This window comes from Candidatus Palauibacter sp. (genome assembly GCF_965197445.1).
Lineage (GTDB): Bacteria > Gemmatimonadota > Gemmatimonadetes > Palauibacterales > Palauibacteraceae > Palauibacter.
On sequence record NZ_CBDANE010000003.1, the window covers coordinates 1 to 23359 of the forward strand.

Annotated in this window: 26 protein-coding genes and 2 pseudogenes; 9 read left to right on the forward strand and 19 right to left on the reverse strand. The window is 66.5% G+C overall.

Annotated features, from left to right (window positions below; translation table 11 throughout):
* The 6 genes and pseudogenes from ACN9M6_RS00570 to ACN9M6_RS00595 all read right to left on the reverse strand — a co-directional run.
* The coding region (locus ACN9M6_RS00570) for a transposase (protein WP_419160970.1) at positions 1-1204 on the reverse strand (1204 nt) is incomplete at its 3' end.
* Between the two features lie 569 nt (positions 1205-1773).
* Positions 1774-2592: a transposase gene (locus ACN9M6_RS00575; RefSeq protein WP_419160971.1), complete on the reverse strand. Its 819-nt coding sequence runs from the start codon at positions 2590-2592 to the stop codon at positions 1774-1776.
* A 53-nt stretch (positions 2593-2645) separates the two neighbouring features.
* Positions 2646-2987: a helix-turn-helix domain-containing protein gene (locus tag ACN9M6_RS00580; RefSeq protein ID WP_419160972.1), complete on the reverse strand. Its 342-nt coding sequence runs from the start codon at positions 2985-2987 to the stop codon at positions 2646-2648.
* 415 nt (positions 2988-3402) lie between these two features.
* Positions 3403-3747, reverse strand: coding sequence for a type II toxin-antitoxin system HicB family antitoxin (locus tag ACN9M6_RS00585; protein ID WP_419160973.1), 345 nt, complete (start codon positions 3745-3747; stop codon positions 3403-3405).
* Positions 3744-3999: pseudogene (locus tag ACN9M6_RS00590) on the reverse strand (type II toxin-antitoxin system HicA family toxin). The gene ACN9M6_RS00585 and the pseudogene ACN9M6_RS00590 overlap by 4 nt, the downstream one beginning before the upstream one ends.
* A 45-nt stretch (positions 4000-4044) precedes the next feature.
* A pseudogene (locus ACN9M6_RS00595) lies at positions 4045-4236 on the reverse strand (N-6 DNA methylase); the annotation flags it as partial.
* A 460-nt stretch (positions 4237-4696) separates the two neighbouring features.
* Here ACN9M6_RS00595 and ACN9M6_RS00600 point away from each other — a divergent pair.
* Both ACN9M6_RS00600 and ACN9M6_RS00605 read left to right on the forward strand, forming a co-directional pair.
* Entirely contained in the window at positions 4697-5134 is a 438-nt protein-coding gene (locus ACN9M6_RS00600) for a trypsin-like peptidase domain-containing protein (RefSeq protein WP_419161574.1), read from the forward strand.
* 575 nt (positions 5135-5709) lie between these two features.
* Positions 5710-7461 carry an ATP-binding protein gene (locus ACN9M6_RS00605; RefSeq protein ID WP_419160974.1) on the forward strand — a complete coding sequence of 584 codons (1752 nt, stop codon included), beginning with the start codon at positions 5710-5712 and terminating at the stop codon, positions 7459-7461.
* A 16-nt stretch (positions 7462-7477) separates the two neighbouring features.
* Here the strand turns inward: ACN9M6_RS00605 and ACN9M6_RS00610 are convergent, their stop codons facing one another.
* The 7 genes from ACN9M6_RS00610 to ACN9M6_RS00640 all read right to left on the reverse strand — a co-directional run bounded on the left by ACN9M6_RS00610 (position 7478) and on the right by ACN9M6_RS00640 (position 13280).
* Positions 7478-9685: a hypothetical protein gene (locus ACN9M6_RS00610; RefSeq protein WP_419160975.1), complete on the reverse strand. Its 2208-nt coding sequence runs from the start codon at positions 9683-9685 to the stop codon at positions 7478-7480.
* Positions 9686-9978: 293 nt separating this feature from the next.
* The gene (locus tag ACN9M6_RS00615; RefSeq protein ID WP_419160976.1) at positions 9979-10842 is read right to left on the reverse strand and encodes a hypothetical protein; all 864 of its coding nucleotides are present in this window, start codon (positions 10840-10842) and stop codon (positions 9979-9981) included.
* An 8-nt stretch (positions 10843-10850) separates the two neighbouring features.
* Positions 10851-11645, reverse strand: coding sequence for a DUF488 family protein (locus ACN9M6_RS00620; RefSeq protein WP_419160977.1), 795 nt, complete (start codon positions 11643-11645; stop codon positions 10851-10853).
* Between the two features lie 206 nt (positions 11646-11851).
* Positions 11852-12019, reverse strand: a complete 168-nt coding sequence (locus tag ACN9M6_RS00625; protein ID WP_419160978.1) for a type II toxin-antitoxin system HicB family antitoxin — start codon at positions 12017-12019, stop codon at positions 11852-11854.
* Positions 12016-12177, reverse strand: a complete 162-nt coding sequence (locus ACN9M6_RS00630; RefSeq protein WP_419160979.1) for a hypothetical protein — start codon at positions 12175-12177, stop codon at positions 12016-12018. Before ACN9M6_RS00630 ends, ACN9M6_RS00625 begins: the two co-directional genes overlap by 4 nt.
* 228 nt (positions 12178-12405) lie before the next feature.
* Entirely contained in the window at positions 12406-12585 is a 180-nt protein-coding gene (locus ACN9M6_RS00635) for a hypothetical protein (RefSeq protein WP_419160980.1), read from the reverse strand.
* 242 nt (positions 12586-12827) lie between these two features.
* A complete protein-coding gene (locus tag ACN9M6_RS00640) occupies positions 12828-13280 on the reverse strand; it encodes a hypothetical protein (RefSeq protein WP_419160981.1) in 453 nt (150 codons plus the stop codon).
* A gap of 148 nt (positions 13281-13428) precedes the next feature.
* On the opposite strand from ACN9M6_RS00640, the gene ACN9M6_RS00645 reads away from it, so the two are divergent.
* On the forward strand, positions 13429-13686 hold the full coding sequence (locus ACN9M6_RS00645) for a BrnA antitoxin family protein (RefSeq protein WP_419160982.1): 258 nt from the start codon (positions 13429-13431) through the stop codon (positions 13684-13686).
* Between the two features lie 71 nt (positions 13687-13757).
* On the opposite strand, the gene ACN9M6_RS00650 is transcribed toward ACN9M6_RS00645, so the two are convergent.
* On the reverse strand, positions 13758-14798 hold the full coding sequence (locus tag ACN9M6_RS00650; protein ID WP_419160983.1) for a hypothetical protein: 1041 nt from the start codon (positions 14796-14798) through the stop codon (positions 13758-13760).
* Between the two features lie 283 nt (positions 14799-15081).
* On the opposite strand from ACN9M6_RS00650, the gene ACN9M6_RS00655 reads away from it, so the two are divergent.
* The 4 genes from ACN9M6_RS00655 (at position 15082) to ACN9M6_RS00670 (ending at position 19087) form a co-directional block, all read left to right on the forward strand.
* Positions 15082-17073 carry a hypothetical protein gene (locus ACN9M6_RS00655; RefSeq protein WP_419160984.1) on the forward strand — a complete coding sequence of 664 codons (1992 nt, stop codon included), beginning with the start codon at positions 15082-15084 and terminating at the stop codon, positions 17071-17073.
* Positions 16965-17324: a TlpA family protein disulfide reductase gene (locus tag ACN9M6_RS00660; RefSeq protein WP_419161575.1), complete on the forward strand. Its 360-nt coding sequence runs from the start codon at positions 16965-16967 to the stop codon at positions 17322-17324. Before ACN9M6_RS00655 ends, ACN9M6_RS00660 begins: the two co-directional genes overlap by 109 nt.
* A gap of 278 nt (positions 17325-17602) precedes the next feature.
* Positions 17603-18265, forward strand: coding sequence for a hypothetical protein (locus ACN9M6_RS00665; RefSeq protein WP_419160985.1), 663 nt, complete (start codon positions 17603-17605; stop codon positions 18263-18265).
* A 690-nt stretch (positions 18266-18955) separates the two neighbouring features.
* Positions 18956-19087: a hypothetical protein gene (locus ACN9M6_RS00670; RefSeq protein ID WP_419160986.1), complete on the forward strand. Its 132-nt coding sequence runs from the start codon at positions 18956-18958 to the stop codon at positions 19085-19087.
* Here ACN9M6_RS00670 and ACN9M6_RS00675 read toward each other — a convergent pair.
* The 4 genes from ACN9M6_RS00675 to ACN9M6_RS00690 are packed head-to-tail and all read right to left on the reverse strand — an operon-like array spanning position 19081 to position 21156.
* Positions 19081-19617, reverse strand: a complete 537-nt coding sequence (locus ACN9M6_RS00675) for a hypothetical protein (protein WP_419160987.1) — start codon at positions 19615-19617, stop codon at positions 19081-19083. The genes ACN9M6_RS00670 and ACN9M6_RS00675 overlap by 7 nt on opposite strands.
* Before the next feature lie 56 nt (positions 19618-19673).
* The gene (locus ACN9M6_RS00680; protein ID WP_419160988.1) at positions 19674-19850 is read right to left on the reverse strand and encodes a DUF4411 family protein; all 177 of its coding nucleotides are present in this window, start codon (positions 19848-19850) and stop codon (positions 19674-19676) included.
* A complete protein-coding gene (locus tag ACN9M6_RS00685) occupies positions 19814-20008 on the reverse strand; it encodes a DUF4411 family protein (protein WP_419160989.1) in 195 nt (64 codons plus the stop codon). The genes ACN9M6_RS00680 and ACN9M6_RS00685 overlap by 37 nt, the downstream gene beginning before the upstream one ends.
* Entirely contained in the window at positions 20008-21156 is a 1149-nt protein-coding gene (locus ACN9M6_RS00690; RefSeq protein WP_419160990.1) for an ImmA/IrrE family metallo-endopeptidase, read from the reverse strand. The genes ACN9M6_RS00685 and ACN9M6_RS00690 overlap by 1 nt, the downstream gene beginning before the upstream one ends.
* Positions 21157-21469: 313 nt before the next feature.
* Here ACN9M6_RS00690 and ACN9M6_RS00695 point away from each other — a divergent pair, with 313 nt between their 5' ends.
* Positions 21470-21727 carry a BrnA antitoxin family protein gene (locus ACN9M6_RS00695; protein WP_419160991.1) on the forward strand — a complete coding sequence of 86 codons (258 nt, stop codon included), beginning with the start codon at positions 21470-21472 and terminating at the stop codon, positions 21725-21727.
* A gap of 23 nt (positions 21728-21750) precedes the next feature.
* Here the strand turns inward: ACN9M6_RS00695 and ACN9M6_RS00700 are convergent, their stop codons facing one another.
* Complete coding sequence (locus ACN9M6_RS00700) at positions 21751-22167, reverse strand: DUF4143 domain-containing protein (protein WP_419160992.1); 417 nt, start codon at positions 22165-22167, stop codon at positions 21751-21753.
* Between the two features lie 179 nt (positions 22168-22346).
* On the opposite strand from ACN9M6_RS00700, the gene ACN9M6_RS00705 reads away from it, so the two are divergent.
* Positions 22347-22952: an ATP-binding protein gene (locus ACN9M6_RS00705; RefSeq protein WP_419160993.1), complete on the forward strand. Its 606-nt coding sequence runs from the start codon at positions 22347-22349 to the stop codon at positions 22950-22952.
* Positions 22953-23359 lie beyond the last annotated feature (407 nt).

A 23359-nucleotide genomic window follows, 5' to 3' on the forward strand; every position in this document is an offset into this window, starting at 1 on the left:
CGGCTCGCGGAGACACGGGAGTGGGCGCCGCGGCGCGGCGCCTCCGGAAGGCCGGGGCCGGACCGGTCAGGCGGGCGCGGGCGGCGGGAGACCGGTCCCGAGGCCCGAGGCTGGTCGCAGGAGGCCGAGGGCCGGTTCGCCGCGGGCGAACCCGAGCGAGGTTCGGCGGGCGTGGGAGGTGATCCTCGCGGGCGCGCGCAGCAGGCGCAGCCGGATGCCGCGCGGCTGCACCGGCGCGCCAGCGGCCGCCGAGGAAGTTCGCGCGCAGGATGTGAAGAAGCTGGTAGGCGAGCGCGGCGAGGCGCCACAGCAGGGCGTTGCCGCCGAGGTCGTCCACCGCGGTGCGGCCGGCCGAGAGCTGGCCCAGCTCCCCGATTCCGCTGCTCGACGACCGCGCCCCGCGTTGTAGGCGCGCCACGCCTCCACGGGGCCGGTGCCCTCGATGTTGGTCAGAACGTCGGCGCTCACCGTGGTCTCCCACGTCGCGAGATCGAGTTCCCCCTCCTCCGGTCCGGTCCGTCTCCCGCCTCTCGACCGAGAGAAGCCTGGTCCCCCACAGCTCGCCGGAGGCGGTCCTCAGCTCCCGGTCCCCGGCCTCGTCCCGGGCGGCGGTCTCCCAGGCGCCCCGGAAGCCGCCGAGCCAGGCGTGCCGCGGCACCTTGAGCAGATAGGACACGCCGAGCTCCTCCATGTGCCGCGCGATGGACCTGGAGAAGAACCCCTTGTCCAGCCGCACGGTGATCCGCCGCACCCCCGCCCCCCTCAGGCGGGCCACCAGCCCGGCCAGCCACGCCTCCGCCCCCCGGGCCGTGTGCGCGTTGCCCGGCCGCCAGCGCACCCCGAGGCAGTCGCCCGTCTCCAGGACGTAGGCCAGCAGGGGGTGGTGCGAGGGACGGCCCGGCTTCTTCGGGTTGTAGCCCCGCTCCGCCCCGGCCTGCTTCAGCCCGTAGCGCACCACGACGGTCGAGTCCATCACGATCGTCGCCGACCGGGGCGCCCCGCCGGCCAGCTCCCAGCGCCGCCGCACCATCCGCCACAGCAGATCGTCGAGCAGGGGGGACATCACCGCGGCCGAGCACCGCAGCCAGCGCCCGAACGTGGCCGGGTGCGGCACCCGCGCCCAGCCGAAGATGCGGCGCACGCCCCGCCGTTCCAGAAGCGGCAGGTCGTCCATCACCCCGCCGCCGTACAGGAGCAGCACCACCCACCAACTCGACCATCAGCGACGGCCGGTAGCGGCCGGGGACGTTCCGGGCCCGGTCGTCGATCCACCGGCCCAGCCCCAGCGCGTCCCACAGCCTCCGGACCACGACCAGGCCGCCCGCGTCGGTGATCCGCCCGCCGCCCCCGCGGACCCTCAGCGCGGCCGGCGATCCTTGCACGTGCGGGCGCCATCCGGTATAGTCGTTTCCACGCACCATTCGGGTGTCCTCCGTGACGCGGTGAACCTTCGCCAGTCCACCATGAACGTAGGGCCCCGGGTGGTGCTTTTCCATAGTCCGACACTATGATCTCACTATCGTCAAGGCCTCCACGGCCCGGCCACGGCCGCCCTCCCGGACGAACCCCGCGTCCACGATCGCAGGATCCGGGGTCAAGGATCGTCTTGTGGACGTCTTTGAAAGGCACAGCGATCTCGCCGCGCTTACGATGGAGATTCGTCTCGAAATAGGAGGAATCGGCATAATCGGCTCGCAACGACGCAAAGGGCTGGATGTTCATAGCAACTCCTGTAGTGGTCCCGGTTTTCTGGACAGATGGACGGCTTAACCATTAGGCCGCCCGCCGGCTGAGCTTCTCGCGGGCGCGGGCCGGGGTCAGGTACCCGTGCCGCTGGAGGAGCCAGCCGCTGTTGTAGCGCTCGACGAAGGCCCCGATCACGTCCCGGGCCTGCTCGAGCGTCTCGAAGTCGTTCAGGTATATGCACTCCTCCTTCAGGGTGCGGATGAACCGCTCGGCGACGCCGTTGCACTCGGGCTCACCCACGTACGCCGGCGTCGAGCGGATCCCGAGCCATTTGATCTCGGCCTGGAACGCCTTCGCCCGGTACTGCGAGCCCCAGTCGTGCCTGAGACCGAGGCCCGAAGCGATCACCTTTCCGAAGCCCCCCATGTGGGCCCGCACGCCCTGCCGCACCGGCTCCAGCGCCGCCCAGCGGTCCCCCTTCTTCGCCACGTGCCAGCCCACCACATCGGTCACGCAGTGGTCGACCGCCCCGAAGAACCAGCACCAGCCCTCCACCCGCGTCCAGAACCGCGCCGCGTCGGTACCCCACAGCTCGTCGGGCCGATCCGTCCGGATCCGGCCGCCGTGGCTCCGGTCGCCTCGCGGGTGCCCCCGCCTCACCGGCGCCAGCAGCCCGTTCTCCCGCATGAGCCTCAGGACCCGGTTCTTGCCCGCCCGGATCCCCTTGGCCGCCAGACGCGCCCTCACCTTCCGGTGCCCCTCGCCCACGAACGGACTCTCCGACAGCACCGTCCGGATCTCCACGACCAGTTCCTCGTCGCTCCACTCCGTCTTCGGACCGCGCTTGCCCGGCTGCGCCGCGCCACCGGGCGCCGAGCGCAGCGCGTACACGCTCGACCGTGGCACCCGCCACGCCGCGCACAGCAGCCTCAGAGGATACGTGCGCCCCGTTGAAGGACTCACCCGCCCGAGCGCCGCAAGAGCCTCCTCAGCTCGTCCCCGTACCCCCTTTTTTCCAGCAGCTCCGCCTGAAGCTCCACCCGCATCGTCATCTCCCCCAGCTTCGCACGCGTCCGCATCAGTGCCCCGTCCGGCGCGCTCTTCGCCTTCAGGCCCTCACGAGCCCCCTCCAGGAACCGTCGCCGCCAGCGCTCCAGTTCCGGCGGCGGCACCCGGATCTCCCGGCTCACCTCGCCCAGGTCCTCCCCCCGCAGCAGCCGAAGCACGATCTCGGCCTTCCGCCCAGCGCTCCAACGCTTCGGTAGACCCTCGCTCCCGCTCTCCGTCGGCTTCTCCGACATCCTCGCACCCCCTCTCTCCAGACCCCGTAAGGTTGAACCCTGCTAAACGGGTGTCCAGAAAAACCGGGTGCGCTATAACCTCACGCGAACGCCCGTCATGGAGGCGTCTGCTTCCTGCTCTTTAGGCGTGTCAGGGATGGTCATCTCAGTTCACCCAGCATTCATCAGCGGTCTGAGAATCTGGTTCCGGAACTTGGTGCGGTCCTTTCCACTCACCACTGCCATGAGCTGCGTGATGGGCCGTGGCGACAACGACTTCCGTAAAATCGCCACTTGGTGCCGACCTGGTGCCTCGGAGGTCGCGTCCGAAGCGTTCCGGTGCATCACCGCATTCGGGAGCGCCTCCCGAAGCGCCGACTCGGGCATCGGATAGCCGCGTTGGAACTGATGTCGAAGTCGATGCGCTTGTTCGCCGTCACGCCATCCCGGGTGCGGCGCGGTCGCCGAGCGTGTCGGTGATCCATTGATTCAGACTCTTCCCTTCGGCGGCGGCGGCGGCGGCGACGTTCGCGTGCAGCTCGGACGGGATGCGCACGTTGAACCTCCCGGAGTACCGGCGTCCGGGCTCGACGCCGTCCTCCTCGCACATCTCGAGAAACACCCTGAGCGATGCCGCGCCCTCCCTCTTGAGACCGGCGACATCGCGGGCGTAGAAGTCCGCGCCGCCGTTCAGGCCGACGAACTCGCCCCGGAACATCTCGATGTCGGGGTCGAACTGGACGATGGCCCGGTAGCCGTCGATCTCCATCGTGTTTCTCACGGCTCCACTCCGTTCTCCCTCAGCCAATTTCGAATACTCGCCACGGCGCCCTTGTCCGTATCGGGCGAGGGATGCGGACGGTGGAACACGCGCCGCTCGCCAAACAGCCTCACGCCGATGCGGGACCCCTTCCCGTTGGCTGATTTCCGCGCCCAACTCGGCAAGCAGCGCCTCGATGTCCCGCCACGGTATGTTCGCGCTGACGGGATAGCGGAATATCAGGGCGAGTGTTCTTCGATGCCTGCGCCTCACAAGACGTATAGTACCGAATAACAGTACCGCACGTCAACGGACGGCTCCAACGTTCCGGAGGGGCCGGGACCACTTCGTGGCGTCGATCACCCGCACCTTGCCCCGCCGGTGCTCGAGTTTCCGGTTCGTGAGTACCCAGACGTAGGTGGCGATGCCGGTGTTGTAGAACATGTTGAGCGGCAGGGCGACGATCGCCTCCAGCCAGTCGTTCTCGATGATCCAGCGGAACATGCTGCTTGGCAGGAGAAGGCGGCGGGGTCGTGTCGGCTTCCGAGCTACGTGCCCAGGAGCGGCACGGACTCGAACGTGGAGCGCGCCGGCATGGCCGGCGAGCGGGAACGCATCTGGCAGGGGAATCGGCTGTGACCGGAGTTCCCGCGACGTGCCGGGAATCGGATCCTCTCCCAGTCGATTGCGGCTTGACGCTCACGTTTCGTGCGGATACCGTCGACCGAATCGGACTCACTGGAATCCGGTGTCACCTCAGGACGGACGTGGGAGCATCGCTGCCTGTGGCGGATAATCGATTGTTTGGTCCAGACACGATCTGGAGGTGAAGAAGGCCTTTCCTCGAACTCCGAATGCGTTCCGTGTAGCGCGAATCGTGGAGCGGATGGTGTCCACTGGACTCCTTCTTCGCACAGGGCCTGGCAGCCCCTCCATTGTGGGGCTCCAAGACCACTACGTGTACATGCCGATGATCGAGGGATCACGGAGGGATCTGTTTCAACTGGTTCCCGTGCTTGGCGCCGAGTACCTATATCGGTTGTGTGCGCCGAGCTTAGTCCACATCGCGGGAACAAATGCCGGTGTTCCTGTAGCGGGAACCGGGCTTGTCGTTCAGGCCTCCCATATCCTCACCTGTCGTCATGTGGTCTCCGACATGGCACTCGACCAGAGCCAGGTGTTTCAGGGTAGGGAGTACGTGATCAACGCCGACTCGATCCACCGACACCCCGATCTTGACGTGGCCGTGATGCGTGTGGACGGCGTCTTCGCCTGGCCCACCACCTGGTTCGTCGACCGCGAGGGCCGCATCCAGTTCGTGCAGGTCGGCGCCAGCAACAGGCTGGACGAGGAGTTCATGTGGCGCGTCGAAGCGAGCCGGGAAGGCGCCGAGCCAGCGACGCCGTAGTCGCGTAGCGCAGCCCGCGCCGGCGAGCGTTCAAGGGCGGGGCCCGGTGTAGTGTCGCAGCCGAAGCGGACGGCCGCGTGCCTGATTCAGTGGGATCGCGGTTCGGCACACGTCGAGGCACTCTCGGTGGGAGCGACGGACGCCGACCTGCGTGAGCTGTTCAGGCGCGCGGACAAGACCCGGGGCGGTGCCTCTGCCTGACGGCGCTGGACTGGAATACTTCGTGCAGCGTACCGAGCACTCCGTCGGCCGTACCGGCCGGCCCCGCCGCCGGACATGTCACGCGAGGCCGAATCAAGGCGGGCCCCGAAGCAGTCCTCCGCGATCAGCTGGGCGATGCGGCTGGCCGGAGCACAAGGTCGGGCCGCATAAGGTATACTGGGGCAGGACGCATGCTGTATCTTTGGCGGCCATCCGGGTCCGGGAGCTTGCCCGGGCCCCGACGTGAGACGGATCCTGATGACGGCGATGGCGAGCACGCAAACCGACAGCGCTGCGACGACGGGTTACGAGGCCGAGTTGGGGGCGATGGCCGGCCCGCGGTGGGGGGAGTCCGTGAAGCCCGGAGGCGACTCGTGAACATAACCGACGGGGAGATCCGCCAGCGTTTGCGCCTGGGCGAGGACAGCGGGTGGGAGTTCAAGCAGATCGAGTTCAGCGGGGACCGCCCGACGAGCCCACGGCGCGAGGATCTCGCCGATGAGATGGCGGCCTTCGCCAACGCGACCGGGGGCGTACTTCTTTGCGGGGTTTCCGACGGCGGTCGGATTCAGGGCATGTCCCCGAAGCAGATGGCCACCCTTGACCGACTGTTGGTCGAAGTGAGCACGGATGCGGTGGAACCGCCCCTTCGCATCAACGTTCATCACCGAGAACTCGACGGAAGGGCCTTCGTACTCGTGGACGTGTCGCGGGGCGATGCCGTGCACGAGCGGGCCGGTCGCGCATACATCCGGGTCGGCGGGGCCAAACGCCGCCTTGGAGGCGACGAACGTCTGCGGCTGGCGCAGAGACGCGCCCAGAGCCGCTACCTCTGGTTCGACCAACAGCTTGTTCCGCAGACCGGCTTCCAGACCCTCAACGAACGCCTCTGGGAACCGCTGCTCAGTGTGGCGGGAGCGGCCGACCCTCGCCGGGCACTGATGAACCTGCGGCTGCTCGCGTCTGATGAAGCCGATGTGGACCGGGCCACGGTCGCCGGCGTGCTGCTCTGCACCGACTCGCCCCAGGAGTGGTTGCCGCAGGCAACTATCGTCGCGACCCGCTATCGGGGCAGGGACCGCGCCTCCGGCCAGTTGGACTCACAGGAGATTGCCGGGCCGCTTCCCAGCCAGATTGCCGACGCGGTGAAGTTCGTGGTCCGCAACATGCGGGTTGCGGCACGCAAGGCGCCTGCGCGGGAAGATGCGCCGCAGTACGGCAAGGCTGCCGTGTTCGAGGCAGTCGTGAACGCGATTGTGCATCGCGACTACTCCATGTCCTCGCGGCGCATCAGGCTGTCGATGTTCAAGGATCGGCTGGAGATCGACTCGCCCGGCCAGCTTCCCAACGGGATGACGATAGACGGCATGAATTCGAGCCAGGCGACACGCAACGAGGTGCTCGCTTCCATATTCGCAAGAACCCCCGTTGGCGACGTTCCCGGGTCGCGGCAGCGCCGATACATGATGGAACGGCGAGGGGACGGCGTCTCGATCATCCTCACGGAGACTCGTGAGACCGCCGGCATTGAGCCGGAGTACAGAATGATCGATGGGTCGAGTCTGGTCCTGGTCATCCCGGCCGCCAGACTCGAACTCACGCCGTCGGACGCCACGGTCACGGTGCACTCGGAGGGCGAACCGCTAGCCGATGTCGATGTCCTGGCCCTGTTCCCGAACAAGACCTGGCAGCGGGCAACAACCGATGAAGCTGGTGAAGCGGAGTTCGACCTGTACACGACGCACCTGCCGATGACGGTTTACGCCGCAGTGCGCGGGTATGCTGCCGGGCTGGCACGGGAGTGGACGCCGCGCCAGGGCGGCCTGGTGCTGGAATTGGCTCCGCTCCCAGCCGGAGGCGCCGTGATATTCCCAAAGGCCACCGGGCATATCCCGGGACTGCGCGGACGACTGAATCCGAAACGCGATGCGTCCGACCGGACCTATCTGTACGCGGACAACGTCGCAATCGAGGAGGGACGGCCGCAGCCCGTGTCCTTCCGGTTGGGCAAGCCGATGCGGCTCACGGACGCGTTCGGCGTCGAGATGTCGGTAACCATAGTCGACATCTTCGGGCGGGCGGCCCTGGTGGAGTACAGGCCGTTCGATAGAGGAGCGGAAGACTGAACGAGGCGGGACCGCGTCAGGCACCGGCGCCGGGCGCCATCAAACCGTGCGCCTTCGGCAGGAACTCCGACATCATCCTCGCATAGTGGCGATAGTACTCATCCCACGAGATCCCTTCGAAGTCCCTCGGGTTCGCGTCAATGTTCCCCTGTAGCCGGCGCGCGCACAGCGCCTCGGCCACCACCTCCGCCAGCAGCACGCGGAAGTGGAGGGTGTCCTGCTCCGGGTACTGCTCCGACTTCGGACCCAGGTAGCGCTTCAGCGAGGGGTGCCGGGCTCCGATTTCCAGCACGTTCTTGTTCCACCGGTAGCGCAGCGCGCCATGATCCACGTCCTCCAGCTTGATCACGATTCCCGAGCCCGCCGCGGGCGCGGCGCGGAGTTCCGTCTCGGCCTCGTGTTCTCCCAGGCGGGCAATCACCTTGGTTGGCGCGGCCTCGTCGTCCAGTAACGCCACCTTGAGCTTGCACAGGGCGATCCCGAGACTCGCGCTCAGGACCAGCTTCCTCGGCCCCGAGATGCGGAAGTCGTCCGATGACAGCTCGAGATCGAACTCACGGCCCGCCGCCCGCGCGAGCCCGACGGGGGCGAGTAGCCGGATGCTCCTGCGCGAGCCGCCGCGGATGCGATAGCTCTTCCGTTCGAACTGGAGTTCGGCGACGTCGGAGTACCTGTCCGCCTCCGAAGCGAGCACCGCAACCGTCGACTCCGCCTTGATGGGGCCGATGCTCGCCTCGAGCCCGGTCGCTACCGTCTCCTCCAACGCCTTGACCGACCAGGTCGCCCGCAAGACGCCCTCCTGCGCCTCGAGCCTCGCCAGAGGCACTCCGGTCGCGTCCGCCCGGATCTCGTCCGTCAGGCACCGCACCCGCACCGGCTGGCCTTCGCCGATCTCCGGGAACGCCTCCGACCTCACCGTCAGCCAGCACTTGAAGGAATGCCCTCGCACGACCTGCGCGTACTGCGGAGTCAGCGAATAGCCGCGAATCTGGAACTGGCTACCCCTCTCTCTACTCTTCGGGTCGCGGGACATCTCTTCGTCCGAGAAGTCCTCCATGAACTGGTTCGCGGCTTTCTCGAGCGCGTCGAGCCGCTTGCGCGTCTTCTGGCTCTCGACGCTGCGCGCTCTCTCTCGCTCCTCCCGTGTCCGTTCCTCCTCGACCAGGGGCCTGAGCATGGCAAGCGCCCTGGCGTAGAGCGCCTCCACGAACGGATGATCCGGGGTAAGCCCGGTCTTGCGTGACGGATCGAGAATCGGGACCGGGTTCTCGGGCGGATGCGGGTCGCCGCGCGCCTGGCGCTCGTCGTATTCGTTCCAGAGGTCGTCGATCGCTTCGCAGGTCAATCGGCCGAAGAACCACTGCGCATGGGAGTCCCATTCCAGCCCGCGGTCGAAGAGCGTCGCCTCGTGGATCGCATGCCGTGACTTGACCAGAATGCCGCCGAGCCGGAACCGGTTCCGCTCCGAATGGAACCGCTTTCGCGCTCTGAAGACGACAAGCTTCGCCTTTGCCCCGGGATATCCGGGTACGGCGAACGTCTTCGAGACACGCTTCCTGCCCGCGGGCCTGGGGAGGCCGACCGCGCGGTCCCCGTCCGCCTTGAGCCCCCGCACCACAAGCGTCGTTTGTTCCTGCCACACGATGTCACGGAGGCGCACCAGCCGCGCCACGTTCGGCACGAGCGTGTCGATCTTCGGAATCCGGTGGTTCCGTTCGATCTCGATGGTGACCACCGTGCCGGTGCCCTGGCCGATGCCCAACCGCTTGCGCACCTCGGGCAGGACCTCGAGGGAGTCTTCCGCCTCGTACTCCAGATTCGAAAAGATGCGGCAGGTGTGCATCCGGCCGTCGCCCGCGATCGACTCGAAGGTCACCGTCCCGAGCGCCGCGATGTCCTTGGCCCCCCGAGAATTCGTACCGCGGACGGGTTTGCCCACCTCCATCCCACTCACCCGCCCACCGATTCTCCCGAGCTTCCGGTTCATCTGTTCGGTGGTCATCCCGTCGGCGAAGTCGCGCACCCGCAGAATCGAGGGCTGCCCCTTGCCGCGTCGGCCGAGCTCGATTTCGACGCGCCCCTTTGTTCCAAGAATCTGATACCGGTCGTCGGAGTTGGTGACCAGTTCGACAATCGCGTCGTAGACGTCCCGTATGGCGAGCTTGGCGTCCTGTACGACGCGCCGCGACGCGACTTCAAGTGGTCTTCGGCTGACAGCGGTCATAGGCCGGGCTGGTGTCCAGGTGGGCGTGACAGGGACGAAGAATCTTCAACCGCAGTCGGTCGCAGGCAACGTGTTGGACTCTTGGGAGGGCCTTGCAACGGACCACGCCGCAGCGGTGCCCACGGCAGGGACGCGAGAGGGGCGACACCCCCTCACCGATGAGAGAGTCGCCGCCTGTAGTGGTCGCGGTTTTTCGACGGAAGGACGGCTTAACCATCAGATCGCCATGCGGAAGGAGCCAGCCCGGCTTCCCGGGCGTTGGACAACCCGCAACTGCAGCACGCGAACCTCGCCTATCCCGGCGCTGCGTCTCCCACGCAGGGTGCGCGGCCGACTTCCCGAACGAACAGATCTGGCTGCTTCTGATGCGGTATGGGAAGGACGCCGACGATTGTCCACGGGTTCGGCGCCCGCCTGTGCCAAGCGAGGGTGGTACCGAGGAAGAGGTGCAGGTCGGCCTTCACGAATTCGTTGAAGTATTTCTGCTTCACCTTCACGAGCGCCTTGGTCTCGTCACCTCCCGCCGAGCGCAGACAGTTCCGATACAGCGCTCCGAGCTGCCACTCAAGGATCCGCATGCGACTCGGCCGACCGTCGGCGTCCTCAATGCGGTAATAGAACTTGTACGGCACCTTGTCGACGATCCGAAACGTTCGACTCCACGACTGATCGTCGAACAGGTCCGGCTGGTTCGCGATCGCACGCATGGCCTCCAGTTTGCCGGTATCCCACTCGCGGTCGGTTTCTTCCCATTCGAAATCGATGAGCCTTGCGGGTTTGAAGACCGCGAGCGACGAGACGTTGTTCTTCGCGGCCCTGATGAGTTCGTCCAGCGACCCGTATACGTTTGGACGCCCGAGGAGAAGCTCCCGTCGTTCCCGCCAACTATCCGCCGTCCCGACGTGGTCAACCCGCTCGATCTCACCGGTCGGCCGATAGGATTCCGGACGCGGGTCCCGCGAGTGCTTAGCCAGAGGGCATGTGATCCAATCGTAAAGCCTGTACTGCTCGCCCTCGTCCAGTCGGCGGAACGGCACCGGATAGAGACGCACCCACGTACCATCTTCCCGGATTCCCGCCGTGCACACGGTCTCTCCGTATGTCTTGGACAGCTCGGGATAGGTCTTGACGGTCACGAGGATGCGGTCTTTCGTCACTACGCCGCCTACAGGTGCTTCGGCCGCAGAGGCCCGGCGGCGGTCGCGACGATGGCCCCGGCGAGACGGGAACGGTGACAGTCTCCGGAATCGCGTTCGTAGCAGGTGATCGCCACGCGTTCTCCGGCGTCGATCCATCCGGCGATTCTTGACACGGCGTCCCGACATCGAGGCAGGGTCGTGGCTTCGTACTGGGCAAAGAGGCGCTCGTACGCTGCGCGATCGCTGAGGTTCTCGCGCGCCCCGGATTCGATGCCGAGCTCCCGGAACGGCTCATACCGGATGCCAAGCTCGTCACAGCCTTGGGAGAGGAGTCGCTTCGAGAATCCCCACTTTCGACTGAGCGGGTTCCGGCGCACGTCGCAGAGGCGGGAGATTCCAGACTTGAGAAGTTCGTTGAAGTAGGCTTCGAAGCTTCGTCCCTCGTAACCGATCGTCGCGAGAAGGCCGCCCTTGGGGTGGGCGTTGTCTCCCGCAGCTTCGTCGCGGTCGCGATGGACAACCGGCGGTCGGTGATTCCCGCCAGTTCCAGGATCGCCCGGGTCTCGCCTCCGGAAGCGAGCCGCGAAAACGGATACGTCGCGGTTCTTGAGACTACGGGCGAGCCGATGGCCTTCCGGCGTGAGACGCCAAGCACCGGAGACCAGGATGCCACGGGACGCGAGTTTGTCCCGGTCGGCTACGGCGGTGAAGGAACGCGGCCCGTGCTCGTCGAGGATGAAGTCGTATGGCGGATCGCTGCCGCGCTCCCGACACCGGCGGCCGTAGTCGAAGAGGAGCCACTGGACATCGCTCTCACCCATCCTCCCTCCGAAGGTGCGCAGGAGAGAGAGAAGGACGCGTTGACGATGAAATAGCCGGGGGATTGCCGCACCGACTTCCTCACCCATGCCGCAGGTGGCCTCCGGACTTGGATGCACTCCGAACTCGAGCGCCGCGACGAGGGGACGGCGGTGCATACAGGAGCGGGAACGGAAATCGGCCAGGGGTTGTGAGCATGGCGAGCAACCTAGCCAAGCGACAGCTGCCGTACCACTTCCACGTACTCGCGGACGGCATCCGCGATGTTCGCCAGGGCTTCCTCCTCCGTCGTCCCCTGGGACGCACAATCCGGAAGCCCCGGAACCCAGACGGAGAACCCCTCGTCGGACTCTTGAAGCGCCACCCGGTATTTCATCCTTCATCCGCTGCGCGCGACGTCGAGTCACGCACGAACTCCACGGGTACCCGAGGCTCCAAGCCCTCCTCTGGAGAGATGAACCCTTCGATGAGGTTCCGGTCCGCGTGTTTCCCGTCGAAGTGCTGCCGCACGTCCCCATGGTCCGTGAAGTTCAACTGCACTTTCGATCCGCGACGGGATCCCCCCACGGTCCAGGTCTGGGGAGGCGGCCGGCGCTCCGGCAGCGGAGGGACATCGTAATACACGGCCGGCGAGATCGCGGCCCTGGATCGAACTCATCCTCCGCCTCAATCCAAGTGTGTGGCGATTTCGGCGCTGATACACGTCGGTGGACCACCGGATCCGTTGCACGGCGTCGGCCGGCGCGCGGGCGCCGGACCGCACTAGTCACGTCTTCCGTGGCGGTCGAAGAATTCGTCCGTGCGCGCGGGGAGGAGGAGATTGTCGGCGATGGCCGCGATCTCTTCCGCCTGCCTCCACGCCTGCTCCAGTATCCAGAGTTCGTCGTCGGGGCCCAGACCGCAGGCCCCGACGAACAGCAGCAGCAGGATGCTGCGCCTCACGATGGATCGACGCGCACGAAATCCAGTGCCGTCTCACCCTCGACCCGGAAGATGTTCGCCTCAACCTGCTGGCCTTCGTACCGGCTCGGGCGCCCGTCCTCAAAGATGAAGAGCAGGACGACGACAAACCTCTACCCGTTCACGTCGTAGAGGTTCTTCAGCCACAGCGGCCGCACCGCCCGGGGGTGGTTGACACCGGGAATCTTCGGCACGGCCTATACCGCAAGTTTGGGTGATCGCCGCTAGACACCGAACTGCCGGAGGTGGTAGTCGAGGTGTCGCCAGCAGACCAATCCCCATTCCGGCCCCGAGATCGAACCAAACCAGGGATGACGGCCCCACGCTTCGACCGGAGACCTGTCGCCGACGCGATCCACGAGAGCATGAAGCGAAGCGATATCCTCCCGCCACTCGCCCGGGGCGGTCTTCCGCATTTCGGGAGGAGCACCGAACCTTGCTCTCGGCCACGGCAGACGGTGAACGAAGAGGTGTCGAAACGGTTTGAGCCGAAGCAGTCCGGGGCTCACCGCGACTTCCCGGTCGCCAAATCGGAGCGCGAGTTTCCTGGGATTGACCTCCGTGTCGCCAAGCGCGACGCGCAGATGATCGGCCGCATGACAAACCATCTGCTCCGAGGACATCGTTCCCCAGCGGGGGTCGCTCTCCGGCGAGAGTCGGTCCAGCCGCGCGTGCATCCTCGCACACGCTGAGCGACTGAGGAGGGTGCGGCTCACTTGACGCCGAATTTCTGTAGTAACATTAATTCGTGAAGATCGAGTTCGACGAAGTGAAACGTGCGGATACGATCAGGGCCCGCCGGGGTCATCAGCATTAGGAAGGCCAATGAACGAGAACGACGGCCCTACGGCCCGCAGTCTTGATCCGGACACGGCACCCGACCTCTCGAAGGACGGCTGGCCGGAGAAGTTCGCCAAGGCGCCCGTGCGCCGGGGCCGTCCCCCCAAGGCGCGGCCAAAGGTATCTACGACCATTCGGCTGTCCCGAGAGGTCATCGACCACTTTCGGGCGGGAGGGCGCGGTTGGCAGACCCGAATAGATGACGCCCTGCGCGACTGGATCAAGCAGCAAGGCGTGGCCTGATCCGACCGCGCGCCTGCGGTCGCCTTCCCCGTCGCCTCTGTCGGCTTCAATCAACCCGCACGTTCCCGCCCTCAGGAACCCTCCGGCGGGCTGTTCAACCATTCTGACCAGGCTTCACGGTCCGGGCCGAAATCCTCCCCGCTCACGGTCTCGAGGAACTCCACGGCGGACTCGCGAGTTCCCTCGTGCTCCGCGCCGACGTACGCCAGCACCAGGTCCGGCGCCGCGCGGATCAGTTGTCTCCCGAACTCCGGCTCCATCCGGGTGGCGGTGAGGACCTTCAGCACCGTGGGGAACGCGAAGAGGTTGGTGCCGTCGAGCAGCGCCATGAGGGGCTCCCGGGCCGGAGCCCACCGGACGGGAGGGACCCTCTCCGTTGCGATGAACCCCTTCAGAACGGCCTCGGCAACCCCCTGAACCCGCTGCTGGGGATCGATCATCGTCGACATCAGGTCGTGCCAGACGGCGTCGTGGTCGCTGAAGTTGACGAGGACGGCCGCCGCGGTCGCGCGCGACGACCAGGAGGCGGCCCGGGTGAGCACTTCATGGGCGAGGCGACGATCCGCTTCCCCATCCATGCTTTCGAGCCGTTCCCAGATCGGATCGAGAACGGCCGGGTCCATGCCCATGAGGTCGGTCACCTGCCGCACGCTCTCGGGGTCGTGTCGCGAGTGGAACATCTGCGCGGCCAGGACCAGCGTCCCGAAGTTGTCCTCCACTACGGACTTCAGGGCCTGCCAGGGCTCCGGCAGCGCGATCGTCTCGCTCCCGGCGGTGCGGAAGCGGACCCGGGCACTGTCCTCTACGCCGACGACGACGGTGTACAGTTCGGCGTCACCGGACATGATGAGTTCGGGCGACTCGGCGTCGAAGTGGCCGAAGACGGCGGCATCGGGGAAGCCCAGCTCACTCTTCATGGTGGCCGCGCACGCGTGGAGGGGCTGGTCGGGAGCGATCCGCTGGATAGCCTCGAGCAACTCCGGCGCCTTCCAACGCTCCAGCCCGATGAATTCGACGGGCCCCAGTGGCCCGGAGAGGACCTGACCGACACCCTGTGCTGCTGTCGCAGCGAGGAGTATCACGGCGCAAAGGACGGATCGCAGCTTCGTCACGGTCTCACTCCCATTCCTGGCGTTCCCGGTAGTCATCGCCCGGTCACCGCGTCTCGATGCAGGACCCATCGATTGTCCTCGGAGGCGCCGGACGCGGCGCGCAATGCCGCTGCTGTCGCCTACGATCCCTTGACTGGATCGGTTTCGGCGCCACAGGCGGAGGCCCCATGGTCCCCAACCTTCAGCCCCCTGCGGCAGGCGCAACCCTTCCTGCGGTGGGCGCATCTACGGTGTCAACGTGGTCGACCGCGCCAGACTGAGGACACAATCCCCGGGGGGTGAGATGTCGCGACTTCTCCACCGCACCGGTCCCGCGGCCGGATTCGCCTTCGTGGGGCTCCTGCTGGTCTGTGGCGCCTGCGGGGACGATACGACGCCGGACTACACCGCCGAGGAACTCGCGGCGGCGAAGACCCAGCTTCGGGACCACGTACGCCTTCGAACCTCCGAGGCGGGTCTCCTGTTCGGCCGGGAATGGGTCGGGCGGGCGCCGGACGATGCCGAGTTGCGGGCGTTGTACGCGCGCCAGCTCTCCGCCTGGAGGCTGTCCAGGGAGATACGGGAACAGGCCGAGCTTGTCCTCGGGGAGGATCCGGAAGATCCCTGGGGCCTCTATATGGAGACGCTCGGACACTTCGCGGCGAACGATTGGGAACCTGCGCTGGAGTCCAGCCGCCGCGCATGGGAGGCGTCGCCGCGTCCGGAGTTCGCCGCCGCCCACCTTCGCGCCCTGAGCCGCCACGATTACGACGCGGCGTTCGCGTTCCTCGAGTCGCTGGACGCGGATACTCGCACCACCCCGGAAGTTTTCTCGGAGCGGGCGCAACTGGAGAGCCGGCTCCAGTACGACCGGCCGGGTCCGGCTTGGGCGGACTCGAGTCTCGCGACGTACGCGGAGATGCGGGAGCGATGGCCGGAATACGTGGAGGGCTTTCTGCATCCGGCCGAGGCTCTGTTCGGTGCCAACCGGTCCGGCGAAGCGCTGCCGCTGATCGAACGGGCGCTGGCGCTCGCGCCGGGATCCGCGGACGTGCGGCAGTGGCACTGGACCATCCTCTCGCAGTCGGACGTGCTCCCGGTCGAGGAACGTCGTCCGGCGGTCGAGGCGAGCCTCGCCGCCTTCCGGGACGCGGCTCCCGAGACCCTTCGCGGCCTTTCCATGATGGCGAGCGCGTACCGCGACCTGGAGGACGATGAGCGTGCATCGGAGCTCGAGGCCCTCGTCATCGAACGGGAGCCGAGGAGCCGGCACGCGTCGCTCGTGTATCTCCGTGAACAGCGGGCGGCGGACGCGGAACTGCGACGGGTTCACGAGGCGCACGGCGAGGGTTCGCCCGAATACCGCGCCCAGTTGGAGGCGGTCCGCGATGCCGTGTACCGGTATCTCGAGCGCCCGCTCTACGACGACACGTATATCGGCGGGGCGTACATGTCCCTCTTCAACGCCCTCAAGGAGATGGACCCGGTCCCGGCGGAAGAGCTGGCCGACGCGGTGCGCGGACTCACGGCGCATGCGAGGGGTACGCCCCCCTGGATCACCTATGTCGAGGCGCCCCTGGCCCTGGTCGAGCACACACCCCATGCGCTCGAAGCCGCGGAGATTGCGAGAGCGGGACTTCAGGCATCGCTCGACTACACGATGAGCTGGAGGGACATCTTCGACACCGAAGGAGAATGGGAACAACAGGTCCGAGCCACACTGAGCGCAAGCTACGATGCGATGGGCTGGGCCTACCTGAGTGCCGGACGGACCGATGACGGGCGACACACGCTCGAGCGCGCGCTCACCCTGTGGCCGGAGAACCCGACGGCTCTCCATCACATGGGACAACTGCACGAGCAGCTGGCCGCCGAAGCGGCAGAGCGAGGGGACGGCGAAGAATCGACACGCCGGCTGGACGAGGCCGAGGACGCCTACATCGTCGGCCTGGGGATCACGACCTTCGGCGAGAATCCAAACCGCGCGGCGCTCGAGAGCTGTACCAGAAGCGGTACGGGACTTCCGACGGGATCGACGAATACTTCGCGACCCTCGATGAACGGAACAGAATCCGGCGCCGCGAGCGGATTCTGGCGTCCCGCGTGGAGGCCGCGGGCACGTACGAGTCGTTCCGGCTCGCCCGTCTGGACGGCCAGGTGGTCGACTCCGGCGAACTCGAGGGGAAGATCGCGGTCCTTCATTTCTGGGGCACGTGGTGTGGGCCGTGCATCGTCGAGATGCCCGAATACCAGGAGTTCCACGAACGGTACCGGGAGGACGCCGATGTGGAGGTGATTTCGATCAGCAACGACCCCTCCAACACCGTCGTGGAAGAGTATCTGGCCAAGAACGAGTTCGACTTCACCGTGCTGTTGGACGACGGCTACGTCTCGAAGGCCGGCGTCTTCGCCTGGCCCACCACCTGGTTCGTCGACCGCGAGGGCCGCGTCCAGTTCGTGCAGCTCGGGGCCAGCAACAGGCTCGACGAGGAGTTCATGTGGCGCGTCGAAGCGATCCGGGAAGGCGCCGAGCCAGCGACGCCGTAGACCTGCGGCGCAGCCGGCGGCGCCGAGCGTTCAAGGGCAGGGCCTAGCAGCGAGGTGGCGGTCTCTGGCCTGGCCATGGATCTAGCAGCGACAGCTTCCGCCGAGCTATCTTCTCGGCCTGGACGGTGGTCATTCTTCTCTCCTCCGTGGTTGTCGAGTTGTTTAGAGCACTTCTCAACTAACCTCGTTGGAGGCCGGGTGGCCACCGTCCCCTTTTTCGGGGGCAGCTGTCAGGTGCTTACCGTATCAGAACAGGCGAAGGTCATGAGGGACCGGCGATGACAGCTCGTCAGACAGCGCTGGACCAAACGATTGGCAGGTACTACGACGAGTGTGCTCGTGATCCAGACGGTCGCGACCGGTCGTGGGAGCACTGCTACAGGTTCTTCCGCAAACACCGCAGCGACCTCCTTGAAGTAGAACGCGACGCTGCCCTCCAGCTGGGCTTCTACCTCGCGAGCTGGGGCATGTATCGGGGCTCGGCTTTCCTCCTGCAGCATACGTACACGGTCCACATTCCCGTCATCCGTGCCTTGGCGTCGTCCCAGTTCACGAGGCTCTGGCAGGTTGATGTCGGCACCAACGGTGATCACATCGGGCTCGCGTCGACGATCATGGACGTGGTGGACTCGGTCAAAGCGGCGTACAAGCCGTTCGGAAACGCGACAGACACGTTGGCCACGAAGGTTCTGCTCGGAACGATCGGCTGCCTGCCCGCGTTGGATCGCTTGTTCATCGATGGCTTCAGAGAACGGGGGTTTCCCTATTCTCGTTTGAATGGACTTTTCGTCGGTCGCATCCTGCGGTTCTCCATTGACCATCGACGGGAACTGGCCAAGATACAGTCCGAGATCATGGATCGTGGTGGCCTTCGGTATCCGCTCATGAAGCTGGTGGACATGCACTTCTGGCAGATCGGCGCCGACCTGGAATCCACATGACTCCCGCAGCAGGCTGGCCCCGGCAAACGATCCGCGTACCGGGCTACATGGAGACTTGGTGACGTCCGTCACGTTTTCCATCTCGCGGGTGAATCGGCTGCGGAACGCTGCCGCACGCGCCAGAGCGCCCGCCCCGCTCACCGAGCCGATCGGACCCGACGACCCCTGGCTGGAGCCCCGGGAGCGCGACGGCTGGTTCGTCAGCGATGGCGACCCGAACGATCTGATCGCGGTCTTCAAGGCGCTTCGGCTCAAGGCGGGATTCGCCGCGCACGCCTACGAGTTCAGGTCGGGCGGCAACGGAAACGGCATCATCTGGGCGGTCCCGACCGACGCCCCGCTGCTCGCGCCGGAGGACTGTCCCAAACTTGAGGGCGTGTTCCTGGACCCGCCGAAACCGCCGGCGGCGATCCCGCTGATGGAGGCGATCGAGGGGGACGGGAGTCCCTGGTCCTACCTCTCCGCGTCGATCCTGGGCCGCGAGGCGGCGGAGTTCGGGGCCCGGTGGCACGGCTGCGTCTGGAGTGCCCAGAAGATCATCGCCAAACCCCCGCGAGAGGCCGGAGGCCGCGAGCCGTCGCATGCGCCGGAATCGAGGGACGACGCACCGATGGGAGGCTGGTCTGGCACGGCCCCGTTCCTCGCACATGGTCGCCGGCCTATTCCGAGAGCGGTGCGACCAAGAGGATCGTGCTGTACATCCGGAATCCCGTCGGCCAGAACACGATCTACCGCGCCACGGACACCTACCGCGGCGACAGCTACGTCTGCGAGACCTCAAGCACCGAGGTCTGCACCGGCCCCGGCGGGTTCGTCTACTGACGGGGCCTGGCAACTGCGCCAACAGCGGCCGCGAGCCCCTCAATGCCACAGGGATCCGTCAGGCGCCGGATCGGGTTCAAGCCGATCGTCTTCTGCTTCGGTAGTTCCGGCTCCGGGATCACGTAGAACTCCCAAGTCGCCGGATCCCGCTGGTCTGCCGTTTCGCGCGGCGCTCCGTGCCAGGCGAAGACGTAGATGTGGGCATGGCGTCGCTCCTTGAACACCCAACTTCCCGTATCGTAGTCCCAGTACCTCGTGCGGGAGGCAACATCAAAGCGAGGGGCGCTGGGTTTCCCGTCGCTCCACCAGGACTGGGCGGCGGCGGACTGCTTGACCTCCAGCCTGAGTCCCGACTCATGCTCGCAGTCCCATGCGTCCCACGGCTCCATGCGGGTCCAACCGATGTCCCGGAGCGCCAAGCCCACGATCGCCTCCACGTACTCGGATCGGTGGACGTTGTTCATCACCCGCTTCGAGTACGGGCGACTGACCTCCGCCAGCACGCTGGCGGGAGTGAGTAACGATGTCACGCGAAATCCAGCGTGCCACTGATCCGTCCCAAGGCGGTCGCGACTCCCACGGTCGCTCAGCCGCCTCCCGTCCAATCGAATCGGACGTTCAGGGCCCGAAGCATGGCGAACGTGTTGCCGTGCTCGACTTCGAACTGATCGCACACATTGGGCAACTTGATCTCCCTCCGAGACTCCGGCGCACTCTGCTCGTTCGTCACGACGGTGTGGCCGTGGACCCGTGCGTAAGCCACGAGCCAGCCGTCCTCACCCTGTCGACGCTGAAGACTCGACCGTCCCGGTGGTGATGCAGCACGCTCTGCCAGAACCCGGGGCAGAGGTCGAACGCGTAGTACACGTTCTTAGCCGTGATGAAGACATCCGAGTCCACGAGGTAGATCCGGCTCGCCATCAGGGCAGATCCACGCCCAGCTGTCTCGCGTACTTCTGGAAGGATCCTCCACGCAGCCCTGTCAGGTCATAGGCCTGCTTGAATCCGATTCGGCCCTCCATCGCCGAACGCAGCACCTGGGTCGCAAACAGCTCGCCGACGCGCGTGTTCTGGTTGTTGTAGAAGTTCCCGCCCGTCGACTTCGTGCCACTCCTGCGTTCTCGATTCACATACTCTTCGTAGAAGTCGAAGAAGGTGCGGCGGTCAACGAGCTTCAGGTCGAGGGCACGGCGGGCGGCGACCACCGGGCTCACCTTGAAGGTCCGGGCGAGCGCCTCGAAGGGACTCGCCGTCCGTCGGACTTCCGGCCAGCGCGCCCGGACCTCCTGCTCCGGCGCGAGCAGTTCCGCCGCGGCCTGGTTGCACCAGTCCTCCACGTCCGTGCCGCCGGGAAGGAGCGCTTCGAAGCCGGAGAGCCCCTCCCTGCCCAACCAGATGTGCGCCAGTTCGTGAGCGAGCGTGAACATCTGCGCCGACTTGGCATCCGCGCCATTGACGAAGATGAGCGGCGCGTAGGGATCGGTGAGCGCGAAGCCGCGAAACTCCTCTACGCTCAGCCGACGATAGGTGTTGTTCCCCACCACGCCGTTGATCACCGCCATCACGCCGAGCTCCTCGATCGCTCGGCGCAACTCGCGCACCGCGTCCTGCCAGGTGGCGACGCCCGCTGCCCATTCGCCATCTAGGCCGAGCGACCGTCGCATCTCTCGACCCACGGCACCGGGGTCATCGGCAAGGCGGGCGCTCGCGACGAAAGCCAGTGGCTCCGCGTCGCTCTCGACGAGCGACTCCCGCAGCCACTCCTGCCGCCGTCGCATCGTGTAGAGCGTGTCGAGCAGGTCGGGACTTGGCCTGTCTCGCGGGGCGTCAGCCACGGTACGGTAGTCCGGAACGGGAAGTCGTTCCTCGGGGGGCTCGGGGAGAAACAGGTAGCCGAGCGGCGTATGCGTAACCTTGGCCAGATTCTCCAGTTGCCTAAGCGTGGGCAGTCTTTCACGCCGAACCCAGGCCTGAAGCTGGGGCACGCGCGCTGCGAGGTCCCCCACATCGTAGCCGGCGCGCCGGCAGGCCCAGCGAAGCATCTCGGGAGGCACGTCAACGCGGGTCATGGCACCAACCTCGCGACACCGACCGGTCGGATGCCCACGCAAGGCGCATCGTAGCGGTCCAGCTGCGCGCTGGCCCGCCTCCCCTCCCTGCCCTCCGCGGACAACTGCCTCATGGCTCAGACCTCCCGGCGACCCTATCCAGGCGTGGCGGCTGCCATCGCGTCATGAAGGAGCGATTCCCCAAGCCGACCGCGTCTGCAATCTACGGCGTTGAGCCCGGCTTCCAAACGAAACCTTCTTGACATCGAATTTTCGTAGTAACATTAATTCGTGAAGAGTCAGTTCGACGAAGCGAAACGCGCGGATACGGCCAGTGAACGAGAACGACGGCTCTACGCTCCGAGGTCTTGATCCGGACACGGCACCCGATCTCTCGAAGGACGGGTGGCCGGAGAAGTTCGCCAAGGCACCCGTCCGCCGGGGCCGGCCTCGGAAGGCGCGGCCGAAGGTCTCCACCACCATCCGCCTGTCCCCGGAGGTCATCGATCATTTTCGGGCTGGAGGCCGCGGCTGGCAGACCCGGATAGATGAGGTTCTGCGCGACTGGATCCAGCAGCAGGACGTGACCTGACCCGACCCGTTCGGGTGTCGGTCTCAGTTCCACAGGGCTCCGATCGGGACGGCGAAGAGTCCGTCGCCGAACGACGTGGTGTGATCTCCGTCGTAGAGGAGCACGCCCATCCGGAACCGCTTGCCCGCAATGCGCCGGAGGCGCTTCAGGCCGGTGAAGTCCCGGGAGCGAAGCGATGCCGCCGCCTTGACCTCGATTCCGTAGCAGTCGCCCGCGGCGTCTTCGATCACCACATCGACCTCGACCCTGTCCTTGTCGCGGTAGTGATGGAAGGTCAGGGGCTCCTCCGTCCACAGTGCCTGTTTCCGCAGCTCGTTGTAGACGAACGATTCCAGGAGCGATCCGAATTCTGCCGGATTGCGGAGCAGCCGGCGGCGGTTGATCCCTCGAAGGGCGCATATCATTCCGGTGTCGGCCGCCGGCCGCCGCGCGCTCGACATCGGCGCCCTCGGCTACGGCTCGGTGAAGTCCATCCTCGCCTCCGGCCTCGACCGCGCCGGCGATGACGAGGCGCGCACCGCGTCGCTGCCCGCCGACCACGCCCACATCCGGCGGGCCGGACGTACTACGCCGCCGCCCGCAACGGAACGTCCCCGAACCGAAAGGAGTCCTGACCATCATGCTTCGACAACCCACCCTCGACCTGCTCCACGAACTCCGGCTCTCCGGCATGGCACAGGCCTTCCAGGAGCATGCCGCCATGCCCGACATCGCCGAGCTGTCCTTCGAGGACCGCCTCTCGCTCCTCCTCGAACGAGAGAAGACCGACCGCGAGCGGCGCCGCTACCAGCGACTGAAGGACCACGCCAGGCTCCACCTCGACGCCGCCATCGAAGATCTCAACTTCAAGGCGCCCCGGGGCCTCGACCGCTCCCTCGTCCTCCGCCTCGCCTCCGGGCAGTGGATCAGGGACGGCCAGACCGTCCTCGTCACCGGCGCCACCGGATCCGGCAAGTCCTACCTCGCCTGCGCCCTCGGCCACCAGGCCTGCCGCAACGGCATCTCCACCCGCTACTACCGCCTCTCCCGGCTCCTCGACGAACTCACCCTCGCCCGCGGGGACGGCACCTATCCCAAGGTCGTCCAACGGCTCGCCAAAACCTGGCTCCGCATCCTCGACGACTGGGGCCTCGCTTCACTCTCCGGACAGGGGCGCCACGACCTGCTCGAGATCCTCGACGACCGCTACGCCCGGCGCGGCACGCCCTCAAGGGCGCTTCCATGAGGAGGCTCTACGACTCGACGAAGACCGGTGATAGCCGGTAGACTCCAACCCTCAACCCACACCCCGGCTCCGCTATGGACCCCCGTTCTCCAACGTGATCGGCATGGCTCGGAATCGCCGGTCGGCTTGTCGGAATCGGTGGTCGGCTTCGTCGGAATGCGCACAGGCGCGCGCGCACCTTCCGGTGCCCCTCGCTCACGAACGGGCTCTCCGACAGCACGGTGCGGATCTCGACGACCAACTCCTCGTCGCTCAGCTCCGTCTTCGGGCCGTGCTTGCCCGGCTTGCGGCCGCCGGCACCAGCCGAGCACAGCGCGTACACGCTCGAACGAGGCACCCGCCAAGCCTCGCACACCAGCGTCAGCGCATACGGAAACCCCAGGTCGATTTCCGCGGAGACCCCGGAC